This window comes from Streptomyces sp. MJM8645, from assembly GCF_001625365.1.
Taxonomy (GTDB): domain Bacteria; phylum Actinomycetota; class Actinomycetes; order Streptomycetales; family Streptomycetaceae; genus Kitasatospora.
Genome location: NZ_LJJF01000001.1, coordinates 777619 through 802333 on the forward strand (window position 1 = coordinate 777619; position 24715 = coordinate 802333).

At 71.6% G+C, this 24715-nt stretch carries 14 protein-coding genes; 5 read left to right on the forward strand and 9 right to left on the reverse strand.

The window, feature by feature from the left end; translation table 11 throughout:
• Positions 1–2 precede the first annotated feature (2 nt).
• The 4 genes from A6F73_RS03050 to A6F73_RS03065 are packed head-to-tail and all read right to left on the reverse strand — an operon-like array spanning position 3 to position 10919.
• Positions 3–1241, reverse strand: coding sequence for a cytochrome P450 (locus tag A6F73_RS03050; protein WP_063346319.1), 1239 nt, complete (start codon positions 1239–1241; stop codon positions 3–5).
• On the reverse strand, positions 1238–3022 hold the full coding sequence (locus A6F73_RS03055; RefSeq protein ID WP_063346320.1) for a type I polyketide synthase: 1785 nt from the start codon (positions 3020–3022) through the stop codon (positions 1238–1240). The genes A6F73_RS03050 and A6F73_RS03055 overlap by 4 nt, the downstream gene beginning before the upstream one ends.
• Positions 3023–3081: 59 nt before the next feature.
• Positions 3082–4908 (reverse strand): non-ribosomal peptide synthetase, encoded by a 1827-nt coding sequence (locus A6F73_RS03060; protein ID WP_063346321.1) that lies wholly within the window; start codon positions 4906–4908, stop codon positions 3082–3084.
• Positions 4905–10919, reverse strand: coding sequence for a type I polyketide synthase (locus tag A6F73_RS03065; RefSeq protein WP_079135388.1), 6015 nt, complete (start codon positions 10917–10919; stop codon positions 4905–4907). The genes A6F73_RS03060 and A6F73_RS03065 overlap by 4 nt, the downstream gene beginning before the upstream one ends.
• Positions 10920–11705: 786 nt before the next feature.
• On the opposite strand from A6F73_RS03065, the gene A6F73_RS03070 reads away from it, so the two are divergent.
• Both A6F73_RS03070 and A6F73_RS03075 read left to right on the forward strand, forming a co-directional pair.
• Entirely contained in the window at positions 11706–13079 is a 1374-nt protein-coding gene (locus tag A6F73_RS03070) for an MFS transporter (RefSeq protein ID WP_063346322.1), read from the forward strand.
• Between the two features lie 1455 nt (positions 13080–14534).
• Entirely contained in the window at positions 14535–15176 is a 642-nt protein-coding gene (locus A6F73_RS03075) for a response regulator transcription factor (RefSeq protein ID WP_063346323.1), read from the forward strand.
• Here A6F73_RS03075 and A6F73_RS03080 read toward each other — a convergent pair.
• Positions 15168–15980: an AfsR/SARP family transcriptional regulator gene (locus A6F73_RS03080; protein WP_063346324.1), complete on the reverse strand. Its 813-nt coding sequence runs from the start codon at positions 15978–15980 to the stop codon at positions 15168–15170. The genes A6F73_RS03075 and A6F73_RS03080 overlap by 9 nt on opposite strands.
• 300 nt (positions 15981–16280) lie before the next feature.
• Here A6F73_RS03080 and A6F73_RS03085 point away from each other — a divergent pair, with 300 nt between their 5' ends.
• Positions 16281–18281 (forward strand): TetM/TetW/TetO/TetS family tetracycline resistance ribosomal protection protein, encoded by a 2001-nt coding sequence (locus A6F73_RS03085; RefSeq protein ID WP_063346325.1) that lies wholly within the window; start codon positions 16281–16283, stop codon positions 18279–18281.
• 92 nt (positions 18282–18373) lie between these two features.
• Here A6F73_RS03085 and A6F73_RS03090 read toward each other — a convergent pair whose 3' ends face one another.
• Genes A6F73_RS03090 through A6F73_RS03105 form a run of 4 tightly spaced genes read right to left on the reverse strand, consistent with a single transcriptional unit; the run spans position 18374 to position 22539 of the window.
• Positions 18374–19144: a cyclase family protein gene (locus A6F73_RS03090; RefSeq protein ID WP_063346326.1), complete on the reverse strand. Its 771-nt coding sequence runs from the start codon at positions 19142–19144 to the stop codon at positions 18374–18376.
• Entirely contained in the window at positions 19131–20792 is a 1662-nt protein-coding gene (locus A6F73_RS03095) for an FAD-dependent oxidoreductase (RefSeq protein ID WP_063346327.1), read from the reverse strand. Before A6F73_RS03095 ends, A6F73_RS03090 begins: the two co-directional genes overlap by 14 nt.
• Positions 20785–21723, reverse strand: a complete 939-nt coding sequence (locus A6F73_RS03100) for an aromatase/cyclase (RefSeq protein ID WP_063346328.1) — start codon at positions 21721–21723, stop codon at positions 20785–20787. Before A6F73_RS03100 ends, A6F73_RS03095 begins: the two co-directional genes overlap by 8 nt.
• 27 nt (positions 21724–21750) lie before the next feature.
• Positions 21751–22539 carry an SDR family NAD(P)-dependent oxidoreductase gene (locus A6F73_RS03105; RefSeq protein WP_063346329.1) on the reverse strand — a complete coding sequence of 263 codons (789 nt, stop codon included), beginning with the start codon at positions 22537–22539 and terminating at the stop codon, positions 21751–21753.
• Between the two features lie 179 nt (positions 22540–22718).
• Between A6F73_RS03105 and A6F73_RS03110 the strand changes: the two genes are divergently transcribed.
• Complete coding sequence (locus A6F73_RS03110; protein WP_063346330.1) at positions 22719–23138, forward strand: nuclear transport factor 2 family protein; 420 nt, start codon at positions 22719–22721, stop codon at positions 23136–23138.
• A 14-nt stretch (positions 23139–23152) separates the two neighbouring features.
• On the forward strand, positions 23153–24706 hold the full coding sequence (locus A6F73_RS03115; protein ID WP_063346331.1) for a class I adenylate-forming enzyme family protein: 1554 nt from the start codon (positions 23153–23155) through the stop codon (positions 24704–24706).
• The last annotated feature ends 9 nt before the right edge of the window (positions 24707–24715 follow it).

Below are 24715 nucleotides of genomic sequence, written 5' to 3' on the forward strand. Positions count from 1 at the left end.
GGTCAGTCGACCTCTTTCAGTCCGCGGTGGTCGGGTTCGAACCGCACCGGCATCGTGGAGAACCCGGTCAGGAAGTTGGACCGGATCCGCAGCGCCTCCTCGGTCTGCTCGAATCCGGTGGTGAAGTCCCGCAGGGCCGTGAGCAGTTCGGCGATCTCCACCTTGGCCAGGTACGAGCCGACGCAGAAGTGCGGGCCGTAGCCGAAGGCCAGGTGCTTGTTGGGGGTGCGGCCGAGGTCGAACGCCCCGGGCCGGGCGAAGACCCGTTCGTCGCGGTTGCCGGAGGCGTGCCAGAGCGTGACGATGTCGCCCGGCCGCAGCCGGACGCCGTGCAGTTCGGTCTCCCGTACAGCGCTGCGCCCGAAGTGCATCGTGGGCGAGGCCCAGCGCAGCACCTCGTCCACGGCGGTCTCGACCGCGACCTCGCCGTGTTTGAACCGCCGCCACTGTTCGGGTTGGGCGGCGAGGGTGTGGACGCAGTCGATCATCGTCAGCCGGCTGGTCTCGTCGCCGCCGATGATCAGGCTGTAGCAGTTGAGCACGACGTCCTCGTCGGACAGCGGCACGCCGTCGATGGAGCTGCCGATCAGCATGCTGATCACGTCGTCGCCCGGGGACTCGCGCCGTTCCTCGACGACGTCCATGAAGTACATCAGGATCTCGTTGCGGGCCATCTCGGAGTCGACTTCGTCGACGTCCTCGTCCTCGGCCGACAGCGCGGTCTTGGTCAGGCTGAGCAGGTAGTCCCGGTCCTGCTCGGGCACGCCGAGCAGGTTCGAGATCGTGGTCATCGGGATCCGGCTGGCGATCTCCTCGGCGAACTCGCAGCCGCCGGATTCGACGGCCTCGCGGATCCACTGCCGGGTGTTGACGCGGACGGTCTGCGCGACCTCGTCGAGCACCCTCGGCGAGAGCACCCGCTGGAGGATCTTGCGCAGTTCGTGGTGCCGGGGCCCGTCGGTGACGGCCAGCATCCGGCCGGCCCCGGCGTCGCCGCCCTCCAGGAGCGTGACGAGGACGTTGCCGCGCTCGGAGGTGAAGTTCGCGTTGTCCCGGTAGGTGGCCATGATGTCGTCGTGGCGGGAGAGCACCCAGAATCCCCGGCGGCCGTCGACGGGCGGGTTCCAGTGCATCGGGGCGGTGTCCCGCAGGGTGCGCCAGAACCCGTCGAGGTCGTGGTCCGCGAAGGTGGCCGGGTCGCCCAGGTCCACGGTGTCCGGTGGCGGCGTGCTCATGGTCACCAGTCCGTGCGCCAGAACCGGCGCGGCTGGAACGGGTAGGTGGGCAGCGGCACCCGGTGGCTGGCCTGCCCCCGGTGCAGGGCGTCGAAGTCCACCTGCTGGCCGGTCACCCAGGCGGCGGCCAGTTCGGCCAGCGCCCGCTCGTCCTGGCCGGAGGGCACGATCCCGTTGTCGGTGCGGGAGAAGGAGCCCGGGTCGGTCTGCGGGGCGGCGGCGGTCGTGGTGGCGGGGCCGCGGGCGGCGTCGTCGGACAGCGCCGCGATCAACTCCGCGCGGCTGCGGACCACGGCCGCCCACCGGCGGGCCATCACCTTGCGGCCGAGGTTGAGGCTGAAGCAGACGTCGTCCAGGCGCAGGTCGGAGTCGGCCTCCAGCCGCTCCTTGAGCCGCGTACGCTGCCGGGCCAGCGCGTCGTCGTCCAGGGCGGACAGGGTGGCCAGCCGCGGCCGGCCCTCGTCCTCGGGGGCGCGCCCGGCGGCCGTCGGCGCCTCCTCCAGCAGCAGGTGCGCGTTGTAGCCGCCGCCACCGATCGAGGTGATGCCCGCGCGGCGGATGCCGGCCTGCGGCTCCCAGGGCGCCCCTTCGATCTGCGGCACGAAGGGGGTGCTGGGGAAGTCGAGGTCCTGGTTGACCTCGGTGAGGTTGATCGTCGCCGGGAGCGTCTTGTGGTGCAGGGCCAGCGCGGCCTTGATCGCGCCGAAGCCGCCCGAGACCACGCCGCCGTGGCCGACGTTGCCCTTGACCCCGCCGATCGAGGTGGTCGCGGTCTGCTTCCCGAACGCCATGGTCGCCGCGTGCACTTCGAGCTCGTCGGTCATCGGCAGGCCGAGACCGTTGGCCTCGTACATGGACACGGTGTCCGGGGTGACGCCGCCGACCTCCATGGCGTTGGCGATGCAGGCGCTCAGCCGCTCGGGCTGGGCCAGGCCGTACGCCATCGCGCTGACGCCGTTGTTGTTGACGGCCGAGCCCTTGACGACGGCGTAGATGTGGTCGCGGTCGGCGACGGCGTGGCCCAGCGGCTTCAGCAGCACGGTGACGACGCCGCTGGACAGCGCGGTGCCGGTGCCGTTGGCGTCGAACGGGCGGCAGTGGCCGTCCTTCGACAGGATGCGGTTCTCCTCCCACAGGTGGCCGCGCGGGTGCGGCAGGCGGACCATGGCGCCGCCGGCGATCGCCAGGTCGGTCTGGCCGAGCAGCAGCGACTGACAGGCCAGGTGGACCGCGTAATGGAAGCCCGCGCAGACGGCGGCGACGGTGACGGCCTCGCCGATGAGCCCCATGTAGTACAGGGCGTTGGAGGTCATGGTGTCCGGCGACCACGCCAGGCTGGCCTCGATCGCCTCGGGGCCGACCGACACCCGGTCCGGCGGGGAGCTGTAGAGCGCGGCGGTCTGCGGGTTGTTGGCACCGTACATGCCGATCTCGGCCCGGAGCCGGTCCGGGTCGTAGCCGCCGTCCTCCAGCGTCTCCCAGGCGCTCTCCAGGAACAGCCGGTTCTCCGGGGTCATCGCGGCCGCCATCCGGTCGCTGATGCCGAACACCGACGGGTCGAACTTGTCGTACGTGTCGAGCACGCCGCAGGCCCGTACGTAGAACGGGCTGTGGATCAGGGTCTCGTCGACGTGGATGTCGTCCTTGGCCAGGAACGACACGGACTCCCGGCCGTGGACGAGGTTGTCCCAGAACTGCTCCTTGGTGCGGGCTCCGGGCGCCCGCAGGGACATGCCGATGACGGCCACGTCGCCCGGGTCGTAGTCCTGCTCGGGGTTGTCGGTCATGGGGAGGCTCCTGCTTCGTTTCGAGTGAGGGTGGCTCAGCAGACTCAGCGGCTCGTGGTTCAGCGGCCGGTGGCGCCGCCGCGGCCGCGCAGCGCGGCCCGGCGGGTGTTGGCGCGCGCACGGGCGGACTGGACCGCCTCGGGGGTGGCGCCGCTCTCGTCGTCGAGCCAGCGGGCGAGGGAGGAGATGTCGCGGAAGCTGAAGAGGTCGGGCACCCGGACGCGGCGGTCGAAGCGCCGGGTCATCAGCCGGGCGAGGCGGATGAGCAGCAGGGAGTCCCCGCCGAGGTCGTAGAAGGCGGACTGCACGTCGATGCTCGACGGTTCGAGGTCGAGCAGCTGGCCCCAGATCTCCGACAGGGCGACCTCGGTCGGTGTGCCGGCGGCCGTCAGGGGCCCGCCGGTGTCGGCGGCCGGCGGCTCGGGCAGCGCGTTGCGGTCGAGCTTGCCGCCCGGCCCCAGCGGCAGGGCGGCGAGGAACACGAGCGTCGCGGGCACCATGTAGTCGGGCAGTTCGGCAGCGAGCCTGCCGGTGACGGCGCTCTGGAGCGCGGCGTCCAGCCGGGGGCCGCCCTGCGGCGCGTCGTCGCCGGCGGGCACGACGTAGCCGACGAGCCGGTTGCCCCGGACGACGACGGCGGCCTCCCGGACTTCGGGGCAGCCGGTCAGCCGGGCCTCGACCTCCTCCAGCTCGATGCGGTAGCCGCGCAGCTTGACCTGGTGGTCGGTGCGGCCGAGGAAGCGGAGTTCGCCGTCGTCGGTGAACTTGACGACGTCCCCGGTGCGGTACATGCGTTCGCCGTTGCGGAACGGGTCCGGCACGAAGCGTTCGGCCGTGGTGCGCGGCCGGTTGACGTAGCCGTGCGCGAGGCCGGCGCCGCCGAGGTAGAGCTCGCCGGGCTCGCCGGCCGGGAGCGGATTCAGCTGCTCGTCGAGCACGTAGACCCGGTCGCTGGTCGTCGGCGGGCCGATCGTCGGTTCGTCGGTCCCGTCCTCGGGCACCGGCCCGAACGAGCAGAAGACCGTCCCTTCGGTGGGGCCGTAGGCGTTGAACACCCGGTCGGCGCCGGTCTCCCGGTAGGTGCGGTCCACCAGCTTGCGGCGCAGGGCCTCGCCGCCGAACACGACGGTGCGCACGTTCGGGGGCAGGGCTCCGGCGTCGAGCAGGCTGTTCATGACCGAGGGGACGACGTTCAGGTGGGTGATCCTGTCGGCGTACCGGCTCTCCGGCAGGTGCACGGCGCTCTCGACGAGCACGACGGCGCCGCCGCGGCACAGCGCGTTGAAGATCTCCATCACGGACAGGTCGAAGCAGACCGAGCTCGCCGCCGAGACTCCGCTCAGGTCACAGCCGTCGAGCACCCGGTCCATCTCGGCGAGCATCGCCACGCAGCCGCTGTGCCGGACGGCCACGCCCTTGGGCCTGCCGGTGGAGCCCGAGGTGTAGATGACGTACGCGGTGTCGCCGGGCACGACCGCGGCGGGCTTCGCGCCGGGCTCGGTCGTCACGCTCTCCCCGAGCACGACCACGGTCGGTCCGGGCGGGCAACTGGCCCGGGACGCGGGCGTGGTGAGCAGCAGGCGGGTCCCGCTGTCCTGGACCATGAAGGTCAGCCGGTCGGCGGGGTAGTTCGGGTCCAGCGGCAGGTAGCAGGATCCGGCGCGCAGGGCCGCCAGGATGCCGACGAGCAGGTCGGGGGTGCGCTCGACGCAGATGCCGACCGGGACGCCGGGGCCCGCGCCGTCGGCGACCAGCCGTTCGGCCAACTCCCGGGAGCGTTCGTTCAGTTCGCCGTAGGTCAGGACGCCGGCGTCGGAGTAGACGGCGGTCGCGTCGGGGCTCTTGAGCGCCTGCTCGACGAACGCGGAATACAGGGTCTCGGTCACTGGTCCGTCTCCTCGGGGAGGCCGGTCGGCGCCAAGTCGCCGAGGGCCCGGTCGGGTTGGGCGATCGCGTCGAAGAGCACGGTGCGGTACAGCGCGAGCAGTGCCGTCACGGTCTGCCTTTCCAGGTAGCTCGGTTTGAACTGGACGTGGCCGGCCACCTCGCCGTCGATGTCGGCCATCGAGATTTCGAGGTCGAACTTGGCGAGGTGCCTGCGCACCTGAAGCGGTTCGAGCGGCAGCGCGCCGTCGGGCGTGATGGTGTCGCCGATGCCGTGGAAGAGCTTGACGGACCGGGGGAACGCGTCCGAGGACAGCCAGTTGACGACCACGTCGAACCACGGGGAGCGGCCCTCGGCCCTCGGCGGCCGCAGTTGGGAGGCCAGCAGGTCGAGGGGGTAGTTCATGTGCTCCAGGAGGCCGAGCGAGAAGGCGTGGACCTCGCGCAGCAGTTCGCGGAAGCTGCGGTCACCGGCGGGGTTCGCCCGCACCAGCACGGTGTTGAGGTAGTAGCCGATGGCGGATTCCCAGCCGGGTTCGGCGCGTTGGGCGATGGCGGTGGCCAGCACGGCGTCCTCGGTGCCGACCGCGCGGTTGAGCGTGGCGAAGAACCCGGCCAGTACGACGGTGCTGATCGACACGCCTTCGCGCACCGCGAACTCCCGTAGCAGGCGGGTCTGTTCGGCGTTCCAGCGGAAGGCGAGGTCGCGGCCCTCGTAGGTGACGCCCGGCGGCCGCTCCTTGGTGGACAGGTCGAGGTGGGCGGGCGGGTCGGCCAGCTTCTGCGACCACCAGTCCAGGGCCGCGCCGGCCGCCGGGCCGGCCAGCCACTGCCGCTCCCATTCGACGAACTCCGTGTACGGGGCGACCGGCGCGCTGTCGGCGGGGTCGGCGCCCTCGTAGTACTCCTGGAGTTCGCGGATCATGACGTCGGCCGACGCCGCGTCCGACGCGATGTGGTGGACGAGCACCAGCAGGTAGTGGTCCGCCGGTCCGCGCGTCATGAGGACGACCCGCACCAGCGGCCCGTTGTCCAGGTCGAGCGGCTCGTGCCCGTAGCGGGCCAGTTCCTCGCGGGCCTGTTCGTCGTCCAGGTCGGTGCCGTCCGCCACGACGAACTCGTACACCGGTTCGTCCAGGATGACCTGGTACGGGCTGCCGCCCGCCTCCACGAAGAGGGTGCGCAGGGCGGGGTGGCGCTCCATCACGGCCTGGACGGCGCGCTCCAGGGCCTTCTCGTCGACGGCGGTCCGGATCCGGGCGGTCACCATGAAGTTGTAGGGCACGGCGTCCGGCGCGACCATCTGCATGAACCACAGCGAGGCCTGGCCGTGCGAGGCCGGCGCCAGGGCGAGGCCGAGGCCGTCGGCGCGCAGCTGGTCCAGGGCCGGGGCGTCGGTGGCCTCCAGCAGTCCGCGCGCGTCCAGTTCGTCGACCAGCTCCTCGGCGTCCAGTTCGGACAGCTCGTCGAGGTACGTCCGGTCCGGCTCGGCCTCGGGGGCCTGGGCGGGGGCGGGGGCGGCTGCCGGTACGGGCGGTGCCGTCGCGGGCGCGGCCGGTCCGGCGGTGAGCCCGACGAAGTGGCCGACGACCTCGGAGATGGGCCGGCCGTCCAGGAACACCACCGGCGACACCCGGTGCCCGAACAGCGACTGCAGCCTGTTGACGAGGCGGATCGCCAGCATCGAGTCGAGGCCGAAGTCGAGCATGCTGGCGTTCACGTCGAACCTGCTCACCGGCACGCCCAGCGCGTCGGCGAGCTCGGCGAGGACGACCTCCGCCACCGGCCGGATCGCCGCCGGCTGCTCCTCCTCCACCACACGGGCCACGGGCGCGGCCACGGTTTCGACGGCCGGGGCCGGGGCCGACGACTGGGCGGGGCGGGGCTCGGTGTCGATCCAGTAGCGGTCCTTCTGCCACTGGACGAGCGGCGTCTCCACGACCTCGACGTCGTCGCCGAACAGCGGGTCGAAGGTCAGCGGCAGGCCCCTGACGTACAACGACGCGGCGGCGCCCAGCAGGCAGCGGACGTCGCTCTCGTCGCGCCGCAGGGAGTTGATCGCGTGCACCTGGGCGCCACGGGTCAGCGCGATCTCCTCGACCGCGCCGCGCAGCGTCTCGTGCGGGCCGATCTCGATGAAGGTGCCGACGCCCTGGTCGACCAGCGCGCCGATCGTCTCGGCGAACCGGACCTGGTTGCGCAGGTTGTGCACCCAGTAGTCGACGTCGGCGACCGGGTTCACCGTGTCGGCCAGTGCCGTGGAGTGGAAGTCGATGCCGGGTGTCAGCGGGGTGATGCCGTCGATGCCCGCGCGCAGCGGCTGGAGCAGCGGGTCCATGCCGGGGCTGTGCACCGGCCGTTCGACCCGGATCCGCCGGGTCGAGATGCCGTCCCGCTTGAGGTCGGCCTCCAGGGCGTCGACGGCTTCGGGCGAGCCCGAGACCGCCGCGCTGGTGGGGCTGTTGACCACGGCGACGGCCGCGTGCGCGGCGTAGGGGGCGAGCCGCGGCAGCAGCTCCGCCTCCGGCAGGTCGACGGAGATCATGGCGCCCGCGGCGGCCTTGCGCTCCAGCAGGTGCGACCGGGCGACCACCACGCGGGCGGCGTCCTCCAGCGACAGCGCGCCGGCCACGCAGGCGGCCGCGACCTCGCCCAGGCTGTGCCCGACGACGGCGGTCGGCTGGATGCCGAGTCCGAGCCAGACCTTCGCCAGCGAGACCTGGAGGGCGAACAGCACGGGCTGCTGGAAGTCCATCTCCTCGTACCTGGCCTCGTCGGCCGGGGCGGCGAGCTGGTCGAGCACCGAGCAGCCGCCGGCCGCGCGCACGGCGGCGTCGCAGGCGGTCATCCAGGTGCGGAAGCCGGCGTGCGAGCGCAGGAGTTCGCGGCCCATGCCGACCCACTGGGTGCCGCCGCCGGAGAACACCAGCGCGACCCGCCGGTCGACGTTGCCGGAGACCGTGCCCGTGACGACGTCGGGGTGCGGCTGGCCGGCGGCGACCCGGGCGAGGCCGTCCAGGACGTCCTGCCGGTTGCGGGCGAACAGGGCGATCCGGTGGTTGTGGTGGGTGCGCCTGGCGGCGAGCGTGTAGGCGAGGTCGGAGACCCGCAGGCCCGCGTCGCGTTCGACGTGGTTGGACAGCTCGCGGCAGGTGTCGGTCAGCGCGCCGGCCGTCCGGGCGGTGACGGGGACGAGGTGCACCTGCTCGTCGGCGGCGGCGTCGCTGCGGCCGGGCGTGACGTGCCGCCCGCGGTCGCCCGCGAGGAACGGGTGGGCCGTGACGGGGAGGCCTGCGGTGTACAGGGCGCCGAGCGAGCCGAGCAGGGTCGAGGCCTCGTCGGCGCCGCGGCGCAGCGAGGGCAGGGTGGTCGCCGTCAGGATCTCCGACACCGACTTGAGCAGGACGGGGTGCGGGCTGATCTCGATCACCGCGTCGACGTCGTGGTCGCGCAGGTTCGTCAGGGCGTCGACCACCCGGATCTCCCGGCGCAGGTTGTCCGCCCAGTAGTCCGGCCCGAGCTCGGCGCCGTCGACGCGTTCGCCGGTGACCGTCGAGATCATCGGGATGCGGGTGGTCCGGGGCCTGATGCCGTCGAGTTCGACCTTCAGCGGGGCGAGGACGTGGTCGACCAGCGGGGAGTGCGGGGCGTGGCCCATCCGGACCCGGTGGTTGGTGACGCCCGCCGCGGTCAGCCGCTGGACGAGGTCGTCGATCTCCTGCGGTGTGCCGGTGACCAGGGTGGAGCTCAGGCCGTTGTGGCCGGAGACGGTGAGCCGGCCGGTCAGGTACGGCTCGACCTCGTCGGCAGCGGTCATCACCACGATGCCCTCGCCGCGCCCCACCGCGAGCTGCTGGAGGAGCCGGCCGTGGTGGGCGGCCAAGCGGGAGGCGTCGTCGAAGTCGAGCGCGCCGGCGATGTGGGAGGCGGCGAACTCGCCGACGCTCTGCCCCACGACGACGTCCGGCTCCACCCCCAGCGAGCGCCAGGCCTCGGCCAGCGCGACCTGGAGGGAGAACAGCAGCGGCTGGAAGACGTCCATGTCGTCGATGCGGCCGTCCGGGGACATCAGCTGCTCGACGAGCGAGAAGCCCAGCAGCTCCCGCATCCGCCGGTCGGACTTCATCATGGACCGGCGGAACACGGGCATTCCGGCGAGCAGTTGCCGGCCCATGCCCACCCACTGCGAGCCGTTGCCCGAGAACAGGAAGGCCACCCGCGGCCTACGTCCGGTCCGCTCCCCGACGCTCAGCCCGGCGGCCTTCGCCCCGCTGCCGAAGGCGTCCAGCTGGGAGCGGAGTTCGGGCATGTCGCGGGCGGTGGCCGCGAGCCGGAACGGGCCGTCGCCGGGCGTCCGGCGGCAGAGCTCGCGCAGGTCGCTCTCGTCGCGCAGCGCCCGGGCCCGCTCGGCCAGCGCCTCCCGGGAGTCCGCGGCCAGCAGGAGCAGCGAGCTCTCGGGGCGCGGCAGTTCCTCGACGGCGACGTGACAGATCGCGCCGCCGAACCCGAACGAGCTGACGCCGCCCCGGCGGGCGTCGGAGCGTCGCGGCCACGGCGTCAGCCGGTCCTGGACGGTGAGGTTGTACTCGTCGAACATGATCTGCGGGTTCGGCGCGCTGTAGTGCAGGCTCGGCGGCAGCACGCCGTTGCGCATCGACATCGCGAGCTTGACCAGGCCGACGATGCCGGCGGCCGCCTCCAGGTGCCCGACGTTGGACTTGACGGACCCGAGCCGCAGCGGCTCCGTACGGCCGCCGCCGAGGACCGCGCCGATGGCGTTGGCCTCGATCGGGTCGCCGAGGGGTGTCGCGGAGCCGTGGCACTCGATGTAGTCCACGAGGTGCGGTGCGATGCCCGCCCGCTGGTACGCGGTGCGGAGCATCTTCTCCTGCGCCTGGGGGTTCGGCGCCGTCATGCCGTTGCTCAGGCCGTCGTTGTTGGAGGAGCTGCCCTTGATCAGGCAGTACACCGGCAGGTCGCGCTCCAGCGCCACGCTCAGCGGGGCGAGTACGACGACGCCGGCGCCCTCGCCGCGGACGTAGCCATTGGCGCGGGCGTCGAAGGACTTGCAGCGGCCGTCCGGGGCGAGCGCGCCCATCGCGTCCATGGCGGTGTAGTAGTCGGAGACGAAGCTCAGGTTCACGCCGCCGGCCAGCACCAGGTCGCTCTCGCCCAGCCAGATCGACTGGCACCCCACGTGCACCGAGACCAGCGATCCGGCGCAGGCGGCGTCGATGGCCATGCTCGGGCCCTGGAGGCCGAGGACGTAGGAGACCCGGTTGGCGATGATGCCGTCGTGCATGCCCGTCGCGGTGTGCGGGGTGATCTGGCTGTCGGGGCCGCGGTAGTGCGCCAGGGCGGCGTAGTCGCCCCAACAGGAGGCCATGAACACGCCGGTGTCGCTGTCGACCAGGCTGTGCGGGGCGATGCCCGCGTCCTCCAGCGCCTCCCAGGACAGCTCCAGGATCAGGCGCTGCTGCGGGTCCATCTGGACGGCTTCGCGGGGCGAGATGCCGAAGAACAGCGGATCGAACCGGTCGATGCCGTCGATGAAGCCGCCCCAGCGCACCCTGTCGTTCAGCAGCTCGCGTCGCGCGGCCGGTACCGGCCCGACGGCGTCGCCGCCCTCGACGAGCAGCTGCCAGAACGACGACGGGTCCGGCCCGCCGGGGAACCGGCAGCCGATGCCCACGATCGCGACGGGCTCGTGCGAGGGCAGGCGGCGGCGCTCGGTGGCCGGGGCGGGCTCCGCGGCACGCGGACCGTCGACGAGCGCACGCGCCAGCGCGTCGACGGTCGGGTACTGCCACATCCAGGTGGCCGGGACCTGCCAGCCGAGGAACTCGGACAGCGAGGCCGCGAGGGTCACCGATCTCAGCGAGTCCAGTCCGTACCGGTGCAGCGGCGCCGAGCGGTCCACCGTGCTCGCGGACACGTCCAGCAGCTCGACAACACGGGAAAGCAGGAAATCCGTTACGGCGGAAATGTCTCGCGCTGCGCGCTCTCGGGGCACGGCGACTCCCTCAACAGGGCGGATGGAATGGACGGGTGGAGCTTCACGGCCGACCGGCCAGGGGGGGCGGTCCGCACCCGGGCAGCCGGATACGGGGGGCGGCTCATGACGCGGAGGGTCCCCTTCGCCGCATCAAGTTCCTGGGTGGGGCCGACGGTTGGCGTGCGGATGAGATCGGCGTTTCCGATCCCCACGTTCACGGCGGGCGAGAACTCCCGTTCGTGTACCGCTGTTTCAGCTGGCGGCGCAGCTCGTTCTCACCGCGGGAGAAATCACGGGCGTCTCTGGGTCACATCGGTCCGCGAGTGCATCGACGACAGGATCGCGTACGCGGAATCTTCACCTGCACGGCTACTGTCGATGGGCTCCAAGGTCCATTTGGTCAAGCGCAACGAGTATGCTGGTTGAGGCAAAATGGATCGTCAGTGCTAATCCGACCGGCGGACAGCAGAGTGCCAGTTTGTTAATGGTGAGACAAGCGCCATTCGAGGGCTGGTTGAGGCAGTGGCGAGATTTGATCTCCAAGTGTCCGGTTCGAGTGGGAGCCGTCGGCGGTCCGAAATGGCACCTCGACTCGGCGGCGCCCCCGCATCACCGCGCCCCGGCCGGGATAGGCGCACGACCCCGCGAAAGGCGCGCCCCACCGGCACGCGACGGGGGTAGACAGCGGCTGAGCGACCCATGCAAGCTGACCCCCATGGCAGTTGAGAACCTTGATGCGGCGTCAGCCCGTGCCGACCGTTCCTTAGCCGGGCTCACCGGCCGCGACGTCGACGGCAGGCCCGCATGACGGACGCCACCGACACCGCCGGCACCACCGGCACCGCGGTCAAGTCGGCGCTCCGGCCGGGGCTGGCACTCGGCGTACTGGCCGGGGCGCTCGCCCTGGACGTGAGCGGCCTCGGAGTCCTCAACGCCGCCCTGCCATCGGTCGGAGCGCGCTTCGACCTGGACGAGACCACGCTCCAGTGGGTCATGACCGCCTACGCCGTCACGTTCGCCGGCTTCCTGCTGGTGGGCGGCCGACTGGCCGACGTCCTCGGCCGGCGACGGGTGTTCGAGGTCGGGGTCGCCCTGTTCACCGTGTCCGCGCTGGTCGGGGCGCTGGCCCCGGACACCGCGGTGCTGCTGGGTGCGCGCGCCGTCCAGGGCATCGGCGCCGCCCTGTCGGGCCCGGCCGCGCTGGCCCTGCTCACCGAGACGTTTCCGGCCGGTCCGGCCCGCAACCGGGCCTTCAGCGTGTACGCGGCGGTCGGCGCCGCGAGCTTCAGCGGCGGGGTGATGCTGGGCGGCGTACTGACCCAGTTCCTCGGCTGGCGTTCGGTGCTGTGGTTCTCGGTGCTGCTCGGGCTCGCCGTACTGGCCGCGACCCGCGCCGGACTGCCCGGCGGCGCCGGGCACAGCGGCCGACTGGACCTGCCCGGCGCGATCACGGGCACGCTCGGCCTCACCCTGCTCATCGTCGGCGTGAGCAGTGACGGCGCGACGGCGTGGATCGTCCTCGGCGCCGCGGTGGCCTCCCTGGTGCTGTTCGTCGTGCGTGAGCACCGCACCGCCGACCCGGTGCTACCGCTCGGCCTCTTCCGGATCAGGTCGGTCCGGGCCGCGAGCCTGGCGGCGTTCCTCCAGTACATGGGATCGGTCGGGCTGCTGTTCTTCGCGCCGCTGTACCTCCAGGGAATGCTGGACTACTCCCCGTTCGAGTCCGGTCTCGCGCTGGTGCCGATGTCCCTGGCCGTGTTCCTCACCGCCAACTTCGCCACCGGACGCCTGCTGGCCCGGTTCACCCCGCGCACGCTGATGGCGGTCGGCCTCGTGCTGATCGGCGGGGGTGCCGCGCTGTGGCTGGGCACACCGCACGACGGCGGCTACGTGCAGTACGTGCTGCCCGGCCTGGTGCTCAGCGGCATCGGCCAGGGGCTGAACTTCCCCTCGATGACGTCCGCCGGGCTCACCGGAGTCCCGGCGCAGCAGCACGCCGTCGCCGGGGCGGTGAACGTCGTGGCGCAGCAGATCGGCGCGAGTGCGGGCGTCGCGGTGATGGTCCTGGTCGCCGCGACCAGCACGGACCAGCTCGCCGGCTACCACCTCGCCTACCTCACCGCCGCCGGCGCGTGCGTCCTGGGCGCGGCGGTCATCGCCGTACGACGGCAGGCCTGAGGGCCCCGGCCGACCGGCGGCCGGCCCGCGCCCGGCCGGGCGCTGCCGTGTCGGCCCAGTGCGCGGTCGAGGTTGAAGGCGGCGCGCCGTCCGCGGCGAAGAACCGCGTGATCAGCACGTTCGTACCGACCAGCGCGGCCGTACGAAGCTCGCCGATCAGGCCGCGCTCGGAGATCGGCGCATAACAGCTGCCGCCTGCCTGCTCGAACCCCATCGTGGCCGGAGGCGATGAGGGCGCGGAGCGCGCCGGACATCCCGCGCTGGGCCGCCCCCGGCGGCGACGGCAGCTGGCTGTGCGGACCGGGCAAGGCGATCGAGGCGTCGGCGACCCTCCCGGCCTCCTGGACTGGAGGGGACGGCAGGCCCGGCCCTCGCCCCCTGCACGCCCACACCCACGCCCGTACCCCTGAGCCGCGTCCGAGCCGGGCACCGGCGCCGCCACCGAGGAGTGGGACGCCTTCCCGCTGATCGGCTGATCTGCTGATCTGCTGATCGGCATCACTCCCTCGACTGTCGTCACGTCACCCGACGGCATCAGGCCGCCCGCGACCATCACCGGTGCGCGACCAGAACAGCAGGGCCGATCGCACCGGGGCCGCCGAACCGAGAGCGGCCGAGGAGGCGGACGGCAGGCCCGAGAAGCACGGGGCGGCCTGCCGGAGCGGGCGGTTGCCCACGCCAACATCCCGGCTCACCTCGCTAGTTCAGTCGACGATGAGCCGGGGAGCGGCGGTCCCGCGCGGACGGGCCGCCAGGTTGCCGCGAGCCGCAACGGAGATTGTGATCATTCACAGTCCCTTCCCCCTCTTCACACCCACCAATCACACGAGATGCGCACGGCCGGGCCGGCATCGCGCTTCGTTCACGGAGAGCGAGATCATCCCGTGATCTCACCGTTTCCGACGCGGCGAAAAAGCGCCCTTGGGCTGCCCGCGAGGGTCGGTTAGGTTCTCCTTACATCAGGTCACGGCAACAGTCCCGGTGCCGCCGCGGCTTCGGACTCCAGCACCCCGTTGCCTCTGCGGCAAGCGGGGTTGTGATCTGGACCATAAAGCCCGCGAAAACCAGCCGCTGATCGACGATCGGAAGAAGATGAATGGTTGGCGTTCCCAGTTGATGGCTGACCCCGGACCTGCACTGTGGCCGCTGCCGTGACGGTCGGCGCCGCCGCCCACGAGGGCGGCGGTCGCCCGAAGGTGCAGGTGACGCCGGTGCGCGCAAGCCTCCGTCGGCATCGAGGCCGGACCTCACACCGACGGTCGAGGCCTCGCGGACCACCGGGCCGGGACGGCCGAATGGCACCAGCGGGCTCGACACCGCGCAGCCCCCGATATCACTCCCCCCACACGCCCGTTGCCGTCGAATCCCGTCGGGCGCGCCGCTCTCCGCGGCGGGCCGAAAACGGCTGCCACGGCCGGGAATTCGCGCCTTCTACCAACGAGGTCTATCGTGACAATGATAAAGAATCGCACGTCGGTCCTCGTCCTCGAAGGAAATTCGCTGCTGCGCCAAGGACTGCACGCCTTCCTCTCCGCCGAGCCCGACCTGGTCGTACGCGCGACGGTGGGCACCGTGGACGAGGCGCTGGAGGTGCTGTCCGAACACCACGTCGACGTGGTGCTGTTCGGGGTGGGCGACTCGCACGCGGCCACCGAACAGGCCCTGGGCCGGCTGCTCCCCCGCGGCGCCCGCTGCCGGGTGGTCGTGCTGAGCAAGCGCGAGCGGCCGGGCGAGGTGGAGATGTACCTCGGCTTCGGAGTGAGTGCCTACCTGCGCGAGGACGTCACCAGCGACTGCCTGGTGTCCGTGGTCCGGGGGCTGGCCGTCAACCGGGAGCGGGTGTACATCATGGCCTCCCGCTCCGGCATCGACTGGATGACCGGGCCACGCGGATCCCAACTCTCCTCACGGGAACGGGAGATCATGGGACTTGTGGCGAACGGCCTGAGCAACTCCGCCATCGCCGGCCACCTCAGCATCGCCCCCGGCACCGTCAAACGCCACCTCAGGAACGTCTTCGTGAAACTCAACGCGGTCTCCCGGATCGATGCCGTCAACAAGGCCAGGGCCGCCTCCCTGCTGGTGCCACTAGGCTGAGCCGGCCGGCTGCTGGCCGAGTTCCATCACCTGCCCGGCACTCGGCCGACGCGGCTCCCACAGCCGCGAGATTCCACTGAGCAGATCGTCGTGCAGCTCCCGCAACGGCTGCGACGGGTAGATGCCCAGGTCCTCGTCGAGCTTGCGGTAGAGCGACCGGTAGACGTGCAGGGCCTCACTGCGTCTGCCGGCACAGTCGAGCGCGAGCATGAGCTGCTCGTGAAACCACTCGTTGAGCGGGTGGTGGAGCGTCAACGCCCGTAGCTCCGGTATGAGTTCCCGGTGCCGGCCGATCTGCTGATCGGCCAGGATGCGGTTCTCCAGCGCGCGCAGGCGCATCTCCTCCAGGACGGCCACGTGGCCGGCGAGCGCCCTGCCGACGGGGATGTCCGCCAGCGCGCCGCCACGCCACAGGCTCAGCGCCTGGCCCAACCGGTCCGACGCCGCCTCGGGGTGGCCGTCGGCCAGCAGGCGGGCGCCCTCGTTGTAGAGCCGCTCGAAGTCCTGGGAGTCGAGCTCCTCCTCGCCCAGGAGCAACAGGTAGCCCGGCGCCTTGGTGAGGATGAAGTCGCGGCCCTCCACCCGACCGAGTTTGCGGAGTTGGTAGATGTAGGTCTGCGCGGTGGTCACCACCGTGCGCGGAGGATTGTCGCCCCATATTTCCTCGATCATGACGCCGAGGTCGACGATCCGATTGGCGTGCATCACCAGGATGGCCAGCGTCCACCGGACCTTCAGCGCGCTGGGTGTGCACGGGGTTCCCGCATCGAGGACTTCCATCGGGCCGAGAACATTGAACCTCATGACGCCTCCGATTTCGCCGAGATAATCACTCGACTCCTGTATATCCACGCTTCGATCAACGACTCAAGGGGACTGCGCGCAAGGTGGCACTACTGCTATTCCCAGGCGCTCGGCACGGTTGTTCCAAAAGGAATACTCCCCCGCCGATCGACGGGGGTCGATCGGCGGTCGGGTCGTCAAGTGCTGTTAGACTGCGACAGGTTGGACTACTGTCACGACACGAGGAGAATGACGTGCCCCGAAAGATCCGTGTTGCTCCGGTTGTGCAAGCGAAGACCGAAGAACTAGGGGAAGCACGTCATGTCAAGCGTGAACATCGGAATCCTGGCCCATGTCGACGCCGGTAAGACCAGCCTGACCGAGCGGCTGCTCTACACCGCCGGCGTCATCGACCGGATCGGCAGCGTCGATCGCGGCGACACTCAGACCGACTCCCACGACATGGAGCGGCAGCGCGGCATCACCATCCGGTCGGCGGTGGTGTCCTTCACCGTCGGCGATGTGAAGGTCAACCTCATCGACACCCCCGGCCACCCGGACTTCATCTCCGAGGTGGAGCGGGCCCTCGGCGTGCTCGACGGCGTGGTGCTCGTCATCTCCGCGGTGGAGGGCGTCCAGGCCCAGACCCGCCTGCTGATGCGCACGCTGGTCAAGATGCGCATGCCGGTGATCCTCTTCGTCAACAAGATCGACCGCATGGGCGCCCGCCACGACGACCTGCTGGAGTCGATCCGCTCCGAACTCACGCCCGCCATCGTCCCGATGAGCAGGGTGGAGAGGATCGGTACGCCGCAGGCGAGCGCCGCGGCCCGCCGGATCGCGGTGGGGGGCACGGAGGAGGAGGCGGGGGACGACTTCGCCACCGAACTGGCCGACGTCCTGGCCGAGCACGGCGACGCGTTCCTGGCGCGCTACCTCGACGACGAGGCGGCGCTGACCGAGCAGGATTACACGACCGAGCTGGCCCGGCAGACCGGCTCGGCGCAGTTGTACCCGGTGTTCTTCGGCTCGGCCGTGGCCGGCGTCGGCATCACCGACCTGATGGGCGGGATCACCAGCCTGTTTCCGGTCAATCACGGTGGCTCCGGCGATGCGCTGCGCGGAACGGTGTTCAAGATCGAACGCGGCTGGGCCGGCGAGAAGGTCGCCTATGTCCGGCTGCACACGGGGGCGCTCAAGGGCCGCACCAAGGTCTCCATCCACCGGCAGGACCAGCACGGCGCCGTCGTCGAGCTGCCCGGCCGGACGACCGTGGTCGAGGTGTTCGACCGGGGCTCCGCGGTGGTCGAGGCGCCGGCGTCGGCCGGTGACATCGCCAAGGTCTGGGGGCTCAAGGGCATCCGGATCGGGGACCAGCTCGGCACCGCCGAGGGGCTGCGCGGGCAGCACCTGTTCGCGCCGCCGAGCCTGGAGACCGTGGTCAGGGCGACGAGGTCCGGCGCGATGCCCGAACTCTACGAGGCCCTGCTGCAGTTGGCCGACCAGGACCCGTTCATCAACGTCCGCAAGAACGACGAGGAGCAGGAGGTCTCGGTCTCCCTCTACGGGGAGGTGCAGAAGGAGGTCATCAAGGCGACGCTCGCCGAGGACTACAAGCTGGACGTGGTGTTCGAGGGCACCCGGATCATCTGCGTCGAGCGGCCGATCGGGGTCGGTGAGTCGGCGGAGGAGATCGACTACCGGAGCAAGACCTACTTCTGGGCCACGGTCGGGCTGCGGGTGGAGCCCGGAGAGCCCGGCTCGGGGGTCGTCTTCCGGCGGTCGGTCGAGTTGGGTTCGCTGCCGTACGCCTTCCACAAGGCGGTGGAGGAGGCGGCGCGTTCGACGCTCCAGCAGGGACTGTGCGGGTGGGAGGTGCTCGACATCCTGGTGACGCTGACCCACACCGGGTTCGCCAGCCCGGTCAGCGCGGCGGGCGACTTCCGCAAGCTCACCCCGCTGGTGCTGATGAACGCGCTCAAGCAGGCCGGGACGCAGGTGTTCGAGCCGGTGAACAGGTTCGAACTGGAGGTGCCGGCCGAGAACGTCAGCACCGTCCTGTTGAACCTGGTGGAGTGCGGTGGCACGCCGGAGACGACGAAGGCGCAGGGCAGCACCTGCCTGGTGGAGGGCACCATCCCGGCCCGCACGGCGCAGGAGTTCGAGCAGCGGCTGCCGGGGCTGAGCCAGGGTGAGGGAGTGTTGGTCACCCGGTTCGACAGCTTCCAGCCGGCCGTCGGCGCGGCCCCGAGCCGCCGTCGGACCGACACCAACCCGCTGGACCGCAAGGAGTACATGCTGCGGATGTTCGGCCGGATCTGACCACAGGGCCGCACGCCCGACAGGTCCCGATCACCCCACGGTGGTCGGGACCTGTCGCATACCGGCCGCGCTGAATTCGGCGGCCGCGGCCGTCAATCGAGCAGTGCCACCGCCCGAGTCCAACCCGCGCCCGCGCCGACGATTTTGACCGGAAGCGCGTGTACGGTGAATCCGGTCGGCGCGGGCAGCGCACCCAGATTGCACAGCCGCTCGATCTGACAGTATTCCCGCTGCCGCCCCGCGAAATGCGCGGGCCAGAGCACGGAATGGTCGCCGGAACGCCGGAACTCCGAGAGCATATGCGTGAAAGGGGCGTCCAGGCCGAAGGCGTCCGTCCCGATGAGCCGCACCCCGAGGTCGAGCAGTAAGTTGGTCGCCTCACCGTCCAGGCCGGCGAACTCGGTGAAGTACTCCGGTGTTCCGGCGAGCTGGTCGGCGCCGGTGTGCAGGAGCACGATGTCCCCGGCGCGCGGGCAATGGCCGATGTCGTCGAATGCCCGCCGCAGTCGGTCCGCGCCGATCGTACCGACCCCGGTGTCGGTCAGGTCGAGGACGACTCCCGGGCCGATGAACCAGTCCAACGGCAACTGGTCGATGTCGCGCGGAATTCCGTACGCCGTCTTGGTGCCGTAGTGCGACGGCGCGTCGACGTGGGTGCCGGTGTGGGTGGTCAGGGTCAGGGTGTCGAGGGAGAGCAGTTCTCCGTCGGGCAGGTCGGCGATGTCGAACTCGATGCCGTGGTTGCGGAGCATCCCCTCGGCCATGTGCCGCGCGCCGTCGGCCGGCGTCAGCACCTCGTGACGGATCCCGTCCACCTCCCAGGCGCCGCCGTCGATCGCCGAGGACAGGTCAATGATGCGCACTGGTGGTCCCTTCCGGTAGCAGGGCGCAGGCCTGGAGGACCTGGCGGAACCGGCCCGGGCCGCGGTCCCGGGCGGCGACGTAGCCGTCCGGCCTGATCAGCAGGAACTCCCCGGGCGCCAGACCCAGGGCACGACGCAGCGCGCCGTCGGTGTCCGCGTCGGAGTGACCGTCGGCGTCGGAGTGACCGTCCGCGTCGGAGCTACCGTCGGCGTTCGCGTCGGACAGCACCCGTACCGAGACGGCCGCGCCGAACAGCCGGTCCACCTGCTCCACCGCCTCCCGGTGGGCGGCGCGCCCGGTTGCCGGCTCGGCGGCCAGCAACGTCCATCGGGGATCGGCGAGTTCGGCACGGAGAGCGGCCCCGCCGGGGTGCCCGCCTGCCGTGCCGGCGGCGCAGCCCACCCGGTCCCCGGGCCTGATCCCACCGGTGGCGTCGGTCGCCAGGGTGAGCGGGCTGTCCGGGTAGGCCAGGCCCAGCCCGCAGAAGCCGCGGATCATCTTGCCCTCGACCCGGCGCTTCAGCGGCGGCACCGCGCGCAGCACGGCGGTGCCGACGGTGAGCAGGGCCGGCCCCAGCACGGTGCGCAGCGAGACCAGCGCGGTGGCCGTCCTGGTGGAGCGCAACAGGACGGCCCCGGTCGGCACCCGCTCGGCGTCGTAGCTGTCGAGCAGGTGGGGCCCGGCGTGACCGCGCGTCACGTCCGCCAGCTTCCAGGCGAGGTTGTAGGCGTCCTGGATGCCGCTGTTCATGCCCTGCCCGGAGGCGGGGCTGTGCACGTGCGCGGCGTCACCGGCGAGGAAGCAGCGTCCCGAGCGCATCCGGGTGATCTGGCGCTGCTGCACGGTGAACACCGAGAGCCAGCTGGGCGCGCCGACCGCGACCGGCCGGCCCAGCGCCCGGCCGATTTTGGCGGTCAGCCTGCGCCGGACGACCTCGGGGTCGTCGGCTCCGCCGGTGTCCCTGGTGTCCACCACGCGCCACTTGCCCGGTTCGGGGAAGGGCACCAGCAGCAGCGTTCCCGGGTCGGTGTGCAGCAGGTGGTTGCTGTCCGGCGGCAGGTCGGCGTCGATCGTGACGTCGGCGTTGAGCCACTCCTGGGTGGTGTCCCCGATCAGCCGCATGCCGAGCTGGCGCCGGACGGTGCTGCGCCCGCCGTCGGCACCGATCAGCCAGGGCACCGGCGTCTCCTCGACCCGCCCGTCGGGGTGGCGCAGGGTGACCAGCGCGGCGTCCGTCTCGGAGCGGACGCCGACCAGTTCGACGCCCCATTCGACGGTGACGCCGTACCGCGCGGCGCACTCGCGCAGCACGCGTTCCGTCACCACCTGGTCCACCATCAGGCTGAATGGGTAACCGGTGGGCATCGTCTCGTAGTTGGTGTCGAATCGAACCAGGGTGCGGCCCCGGCGGTGCATGGTGAAGTGGGTGACACGTCGGCCCAGCGGGAGCAGCCGGTCGAGCGCTCCCATCTGGTCGAGCACCTCCATGGTCCGGGCGTGCACCGCGAGCGCCCGGCTGCTGGTGGCCGGGCCGTCGGCGGCGTCGATCAGCCGTACCCGTACGCCGCGTCGGGCGAGCTCGTGGGCCGCGGTGAGCCCGACCGGGCCGGCGCCGGCGATCAGGACGGACGGTGCGGGGTCAGCCATGGCGTTCCTCGGCGAACCGCTTGGCCAGCGCCAGGGTGGCGCGGCTGTTGCCGCCCGCGGCGGAGCGGATGAACGTCCGGGCGGAAGCAGTGGTCGCCTCGGGGCCCAGGACGGCGGGAATCGCCTCGGGGTTGAGCACGACGGCGTGCCAGGACGTCACCCGGACGCCGTGCCCGGTCTGCTCGAAGGTCCACCGGCCGGTGTGGGCGGACATCATCGACGGTGTGCGCAGCTGCTTGTAGGCGATGGCGGTGCCGGGGAAGCAGATCCGGATCGACTCGGTGGTGTGCTCGGAGCCGTCCGCGGTGCGGGTGTCCATCGCCATGTGCTGGATGCCGGGGACGTCCTCGCGCAGGTCGAGGCGGGCCACGTGGGGCAGCCGGTCCGGCCACTCGGCGGCTTCGTGGAGGAAGCCGTAGACGGTCTCCAGCGGCGCGTCGACCAGCACCGAGTCCTCGAACTCGAATTCCAGGTCGGCGAGCGCCGACCAGCTCTCGGCGAGGGCCTTGATGTTGCCGAGTTCGGTTCGACTGTTGCGGTCGGTGGCCCGGGTGATCCACTCGACGCCCTGTGGGTCGTCGTCGACCGCGGTGAACTCGTGGGTGAGCGTCAGGGTGGCGCCGCCGGGCCGCTCGTGGACCTGCCACTCCCCCGCCATCGAGGCGACCGGCGGCGAGGAGACCTCCTGCCGGAACCGGATCCGCCGGCGGCCGCCGTCCAGCTCGCGGCGTGAAGTCCAGTGCTTCACCTCGCCGTTGGCGCCGGCCCAGATCCGCAGCCGCTCGGTGTCGGCCGTCAGGGCCTCGTGCTCCACGTGCAGGGTGGGTCCGAACCGCCGTGGCCACGCCAGGGCGTCGGCGATGACGGCGTAGACGACGTCGGCGGGGGCGGCCACGTCGATGTCGTGGGTGGTGTGCTGTGTGCGGGTCATCCGTCGACCAGCCTTCCGTCGGTGGGTTCAGTAGATGCCGAGGCCGCCGCAGACGTTGATCGCCTGCGCGGTGATGGAGGCGGCGGCGGGGGTGGTCAGGTAGTCGACCATGCCCGCCACCTCCTCCGCGGAGGAGTAGCGGCCGAGCGGGATCTTCTGCTCGAACCGGGCGAGCACGTCCTCCTCGCTGGTCTCCCAGGTGGCGGCGTACGCCTGGCGGACCCGCACCGCCATCGGGGTCTCGACATAACCGGGGCAGACCGCGTTCACGGTGGTGCCGGTGGCGGCGAGCTCCTTGGCGAGCGCCTTGGTGAAGCCGATGACGCCGGCCTTGGACGCCGAGTACGGAGCCCCGAGCGGGACGCCCTGCTTGCCTCCGGTGGAGGCGACGGTGATGATCCGCCCGTGGCCGGCCCGCTCCATGCCGCCGGTGGTCAGCACCTCCCGGGTGACCCGGAAGACGCTGGTGAGGTTGGTCTCGATCACGTCGTTCCACAGCTCGTCGCTGATGGCCGAGGTGACGCCACCGCCGTTGCGCCCGGCGTTGTTGATCAGCACGCCGATCGGGCCGAACCGGTCCACCGCGGTCCGGACCGCCGTGGCGACGTCCTCCTGGGAGCGGACGTCGGCGGGTACGCCGTCGACCTCGTACCCCTCGCCGCGCAGCCGCGCGACCGTCTCCGAGACGTCCTTCGCGGTGCGGGCGCAGATGAAGACGCGCAGGCCTCGCTGGGCCAGGCGGACGGTGCTGGCCAGTCCGATCCCGCTGGTCGCCCCGGTCACCAGGGCGACCCCGGTGGTTGTCTCGGTGCTCATCGCATCAGTCTCCGATTCAGAGTTCCCGGGCTCGTTCAGGCCCCTCGGCCTGACCCTGCACCGCCGGCTTCGACTCCCGTTGGAGCGCGCCCGCGCGGCCCGCGCTCGAACCGGATTCGAAACGGGGGTGCGAACGTCGTCGCCGTACCGATCCCCAACCGCCCGAGGAGGGCCCGAGCATGACCGAATCGCTCTACGAGGAGGTCCAGCACTTCTACGGGCGGCAGATGCGCCACCTGGACGAGGGCGAGGTCACCCAGTGGGCCGCGACCTTCACCGAGGACGGCGTGTTCGCCGCCAACGCCCGCCCGCACCCGCAGGAGGGCCGGGGGAGCATCGAGCGCGGCGCCCACGAGGCGGCGGCGCGCCTGGCCGCCGCCGGGGTCCAGCACCGGCACTGGCTCGGCATGCTGGAGGTCGCCGAGCAGCCGGACGGCACCGTGCTCGCCAGGACCTACGCGCTCATCATCGCCACGCCCAAGGGCGGTGCGGCCGCCGTGCACCTGAGCACCAGCTGCGAGGACCGGCTGGTGCGGGTGGCCGGGGAGCTGAAGGTCCGCCACCGCCAGGTGTGCCGGGACGACCTGCCGGCCGCCTGAGAGGAGACCCCGACATGGCTACCTCTGCGGACAGTACGACCTTCGGCGCGCCGCTGGACACCGTGTCGGAGCTGATCGGCGGCCCCCGGATCGACGACCTGCTCCGACGCTCGGCCCGGCGCTCGCCCCGGCACCCGGCGCTGGTCGCCGACGGCGAGGTCCTCGACCACGCCGGACTCGACGGACGGGTGACCCGCTGCGCCGAGGCGCTGCGCGGCGCGTTCGGCGGCCCGGAGACGGTGATCGCGATCGCCGCCGAGCTCACCGTGGACTTCGCCGTCACCTTCCTGGCGATCTCCCGCTCCGGCAACACCAGCGCCATGTTCAACCCGTTGATCTCGGACGACGCCCTGGTGCACGTCCTGAACGCGTGCGGTGCGCGGGCGGCGGTGCTGTCGCCCCGGATGCACCGCCGGATCGAGGCGGTGCGGCACCGGGTCCCGGCGCTGCGGCAGATCGTGGTGACCTCGGACGCGGGCGACGGCACACCGGTGCTGGACGAACTGCCCCGGGCGGCCGTCCCGGACGGCGAGGCCGCGCGGACCGCCTGCCTCCAGTTCACCAGCGGTACCACCGGCGCTCCCAAGACGGTGCGGCTGAGCCACGACAACCTCCTGGTGAACGCCGCGCAGTCGGCGCACGCCCACCAGCTGGGCGCGGACTCGGTCTCGCTCGACAACCTGCCCTCGTTCCACCTCATGCACCTGAACACCGCGTTGGCGGTCGGCGCGACCCTTCTGCTCTGCCCGGCGGAGGACCAGGAGGCGATGGTGGAGCTGGCCCGCGCCTGGCGGGCCAGCCACCTGTACAGCCTCCCGGTGCGGCTGTCCCGGCTGGCCGGGGACCTGCGCCTGCCGGCCTTCCGGATCCCCTCGCTGCGGGCGGTACTGTCCGGCGGCTCCACGCTGCCGCCGCGCACGACGACGGCCCTGTCGGAGCACTTCGCCGTCCCGGTGGTCCAGGGCTACGGTCTCGCCGAGACCTCACCCTCCACCCACTTCGACCTGCTGGACCGGCCGACCACCGGATCCTGCGGCCCGCCGGTGGCGGGAACGGGCTGCCGGATCGTCGACGTGCGGACCGGCGCGGTACTGCCGACGGGCGAGAAGGGCGAGATCCAGGTCAAGGGGCCCCAGCTGATGCTGGGCTACCTCGGCGCCGGGCACGGCGAGGCCGTGCGCCCGGACGGCTGGTTCAGCACCGGTGACGTCGGACGGGTCGACGAGGAAGGCCGGCTGTCCGTCGTCGACCGGATCAAGGACGTCTTCAAGTGCGACAACTGGCTCGTGTCGCCGACCGAGATCGAGCGGGTGCTGATGCGGCATCCGTCGGTCGCCGACTGCGTGGTCTTCGACTACCCCGACGAGCTGAGCGGCGCCGTCGCCGTCGGACTCGTCGTCCCGATGGGCGATGACGTCGACCCGGCCGCCCTGGCCGGCTTCGTCAACGCCCGACTGCCCTACTACGAGCACCTGCGGCACCTGTGGCTGGCGGAGAGCATCCCGCGCTCCGCCACCGGCAAGGTGCAGCGGCGCGATCTGCGCGACCGGCTGCTCGGCAAGCCCTGACCCGCGACC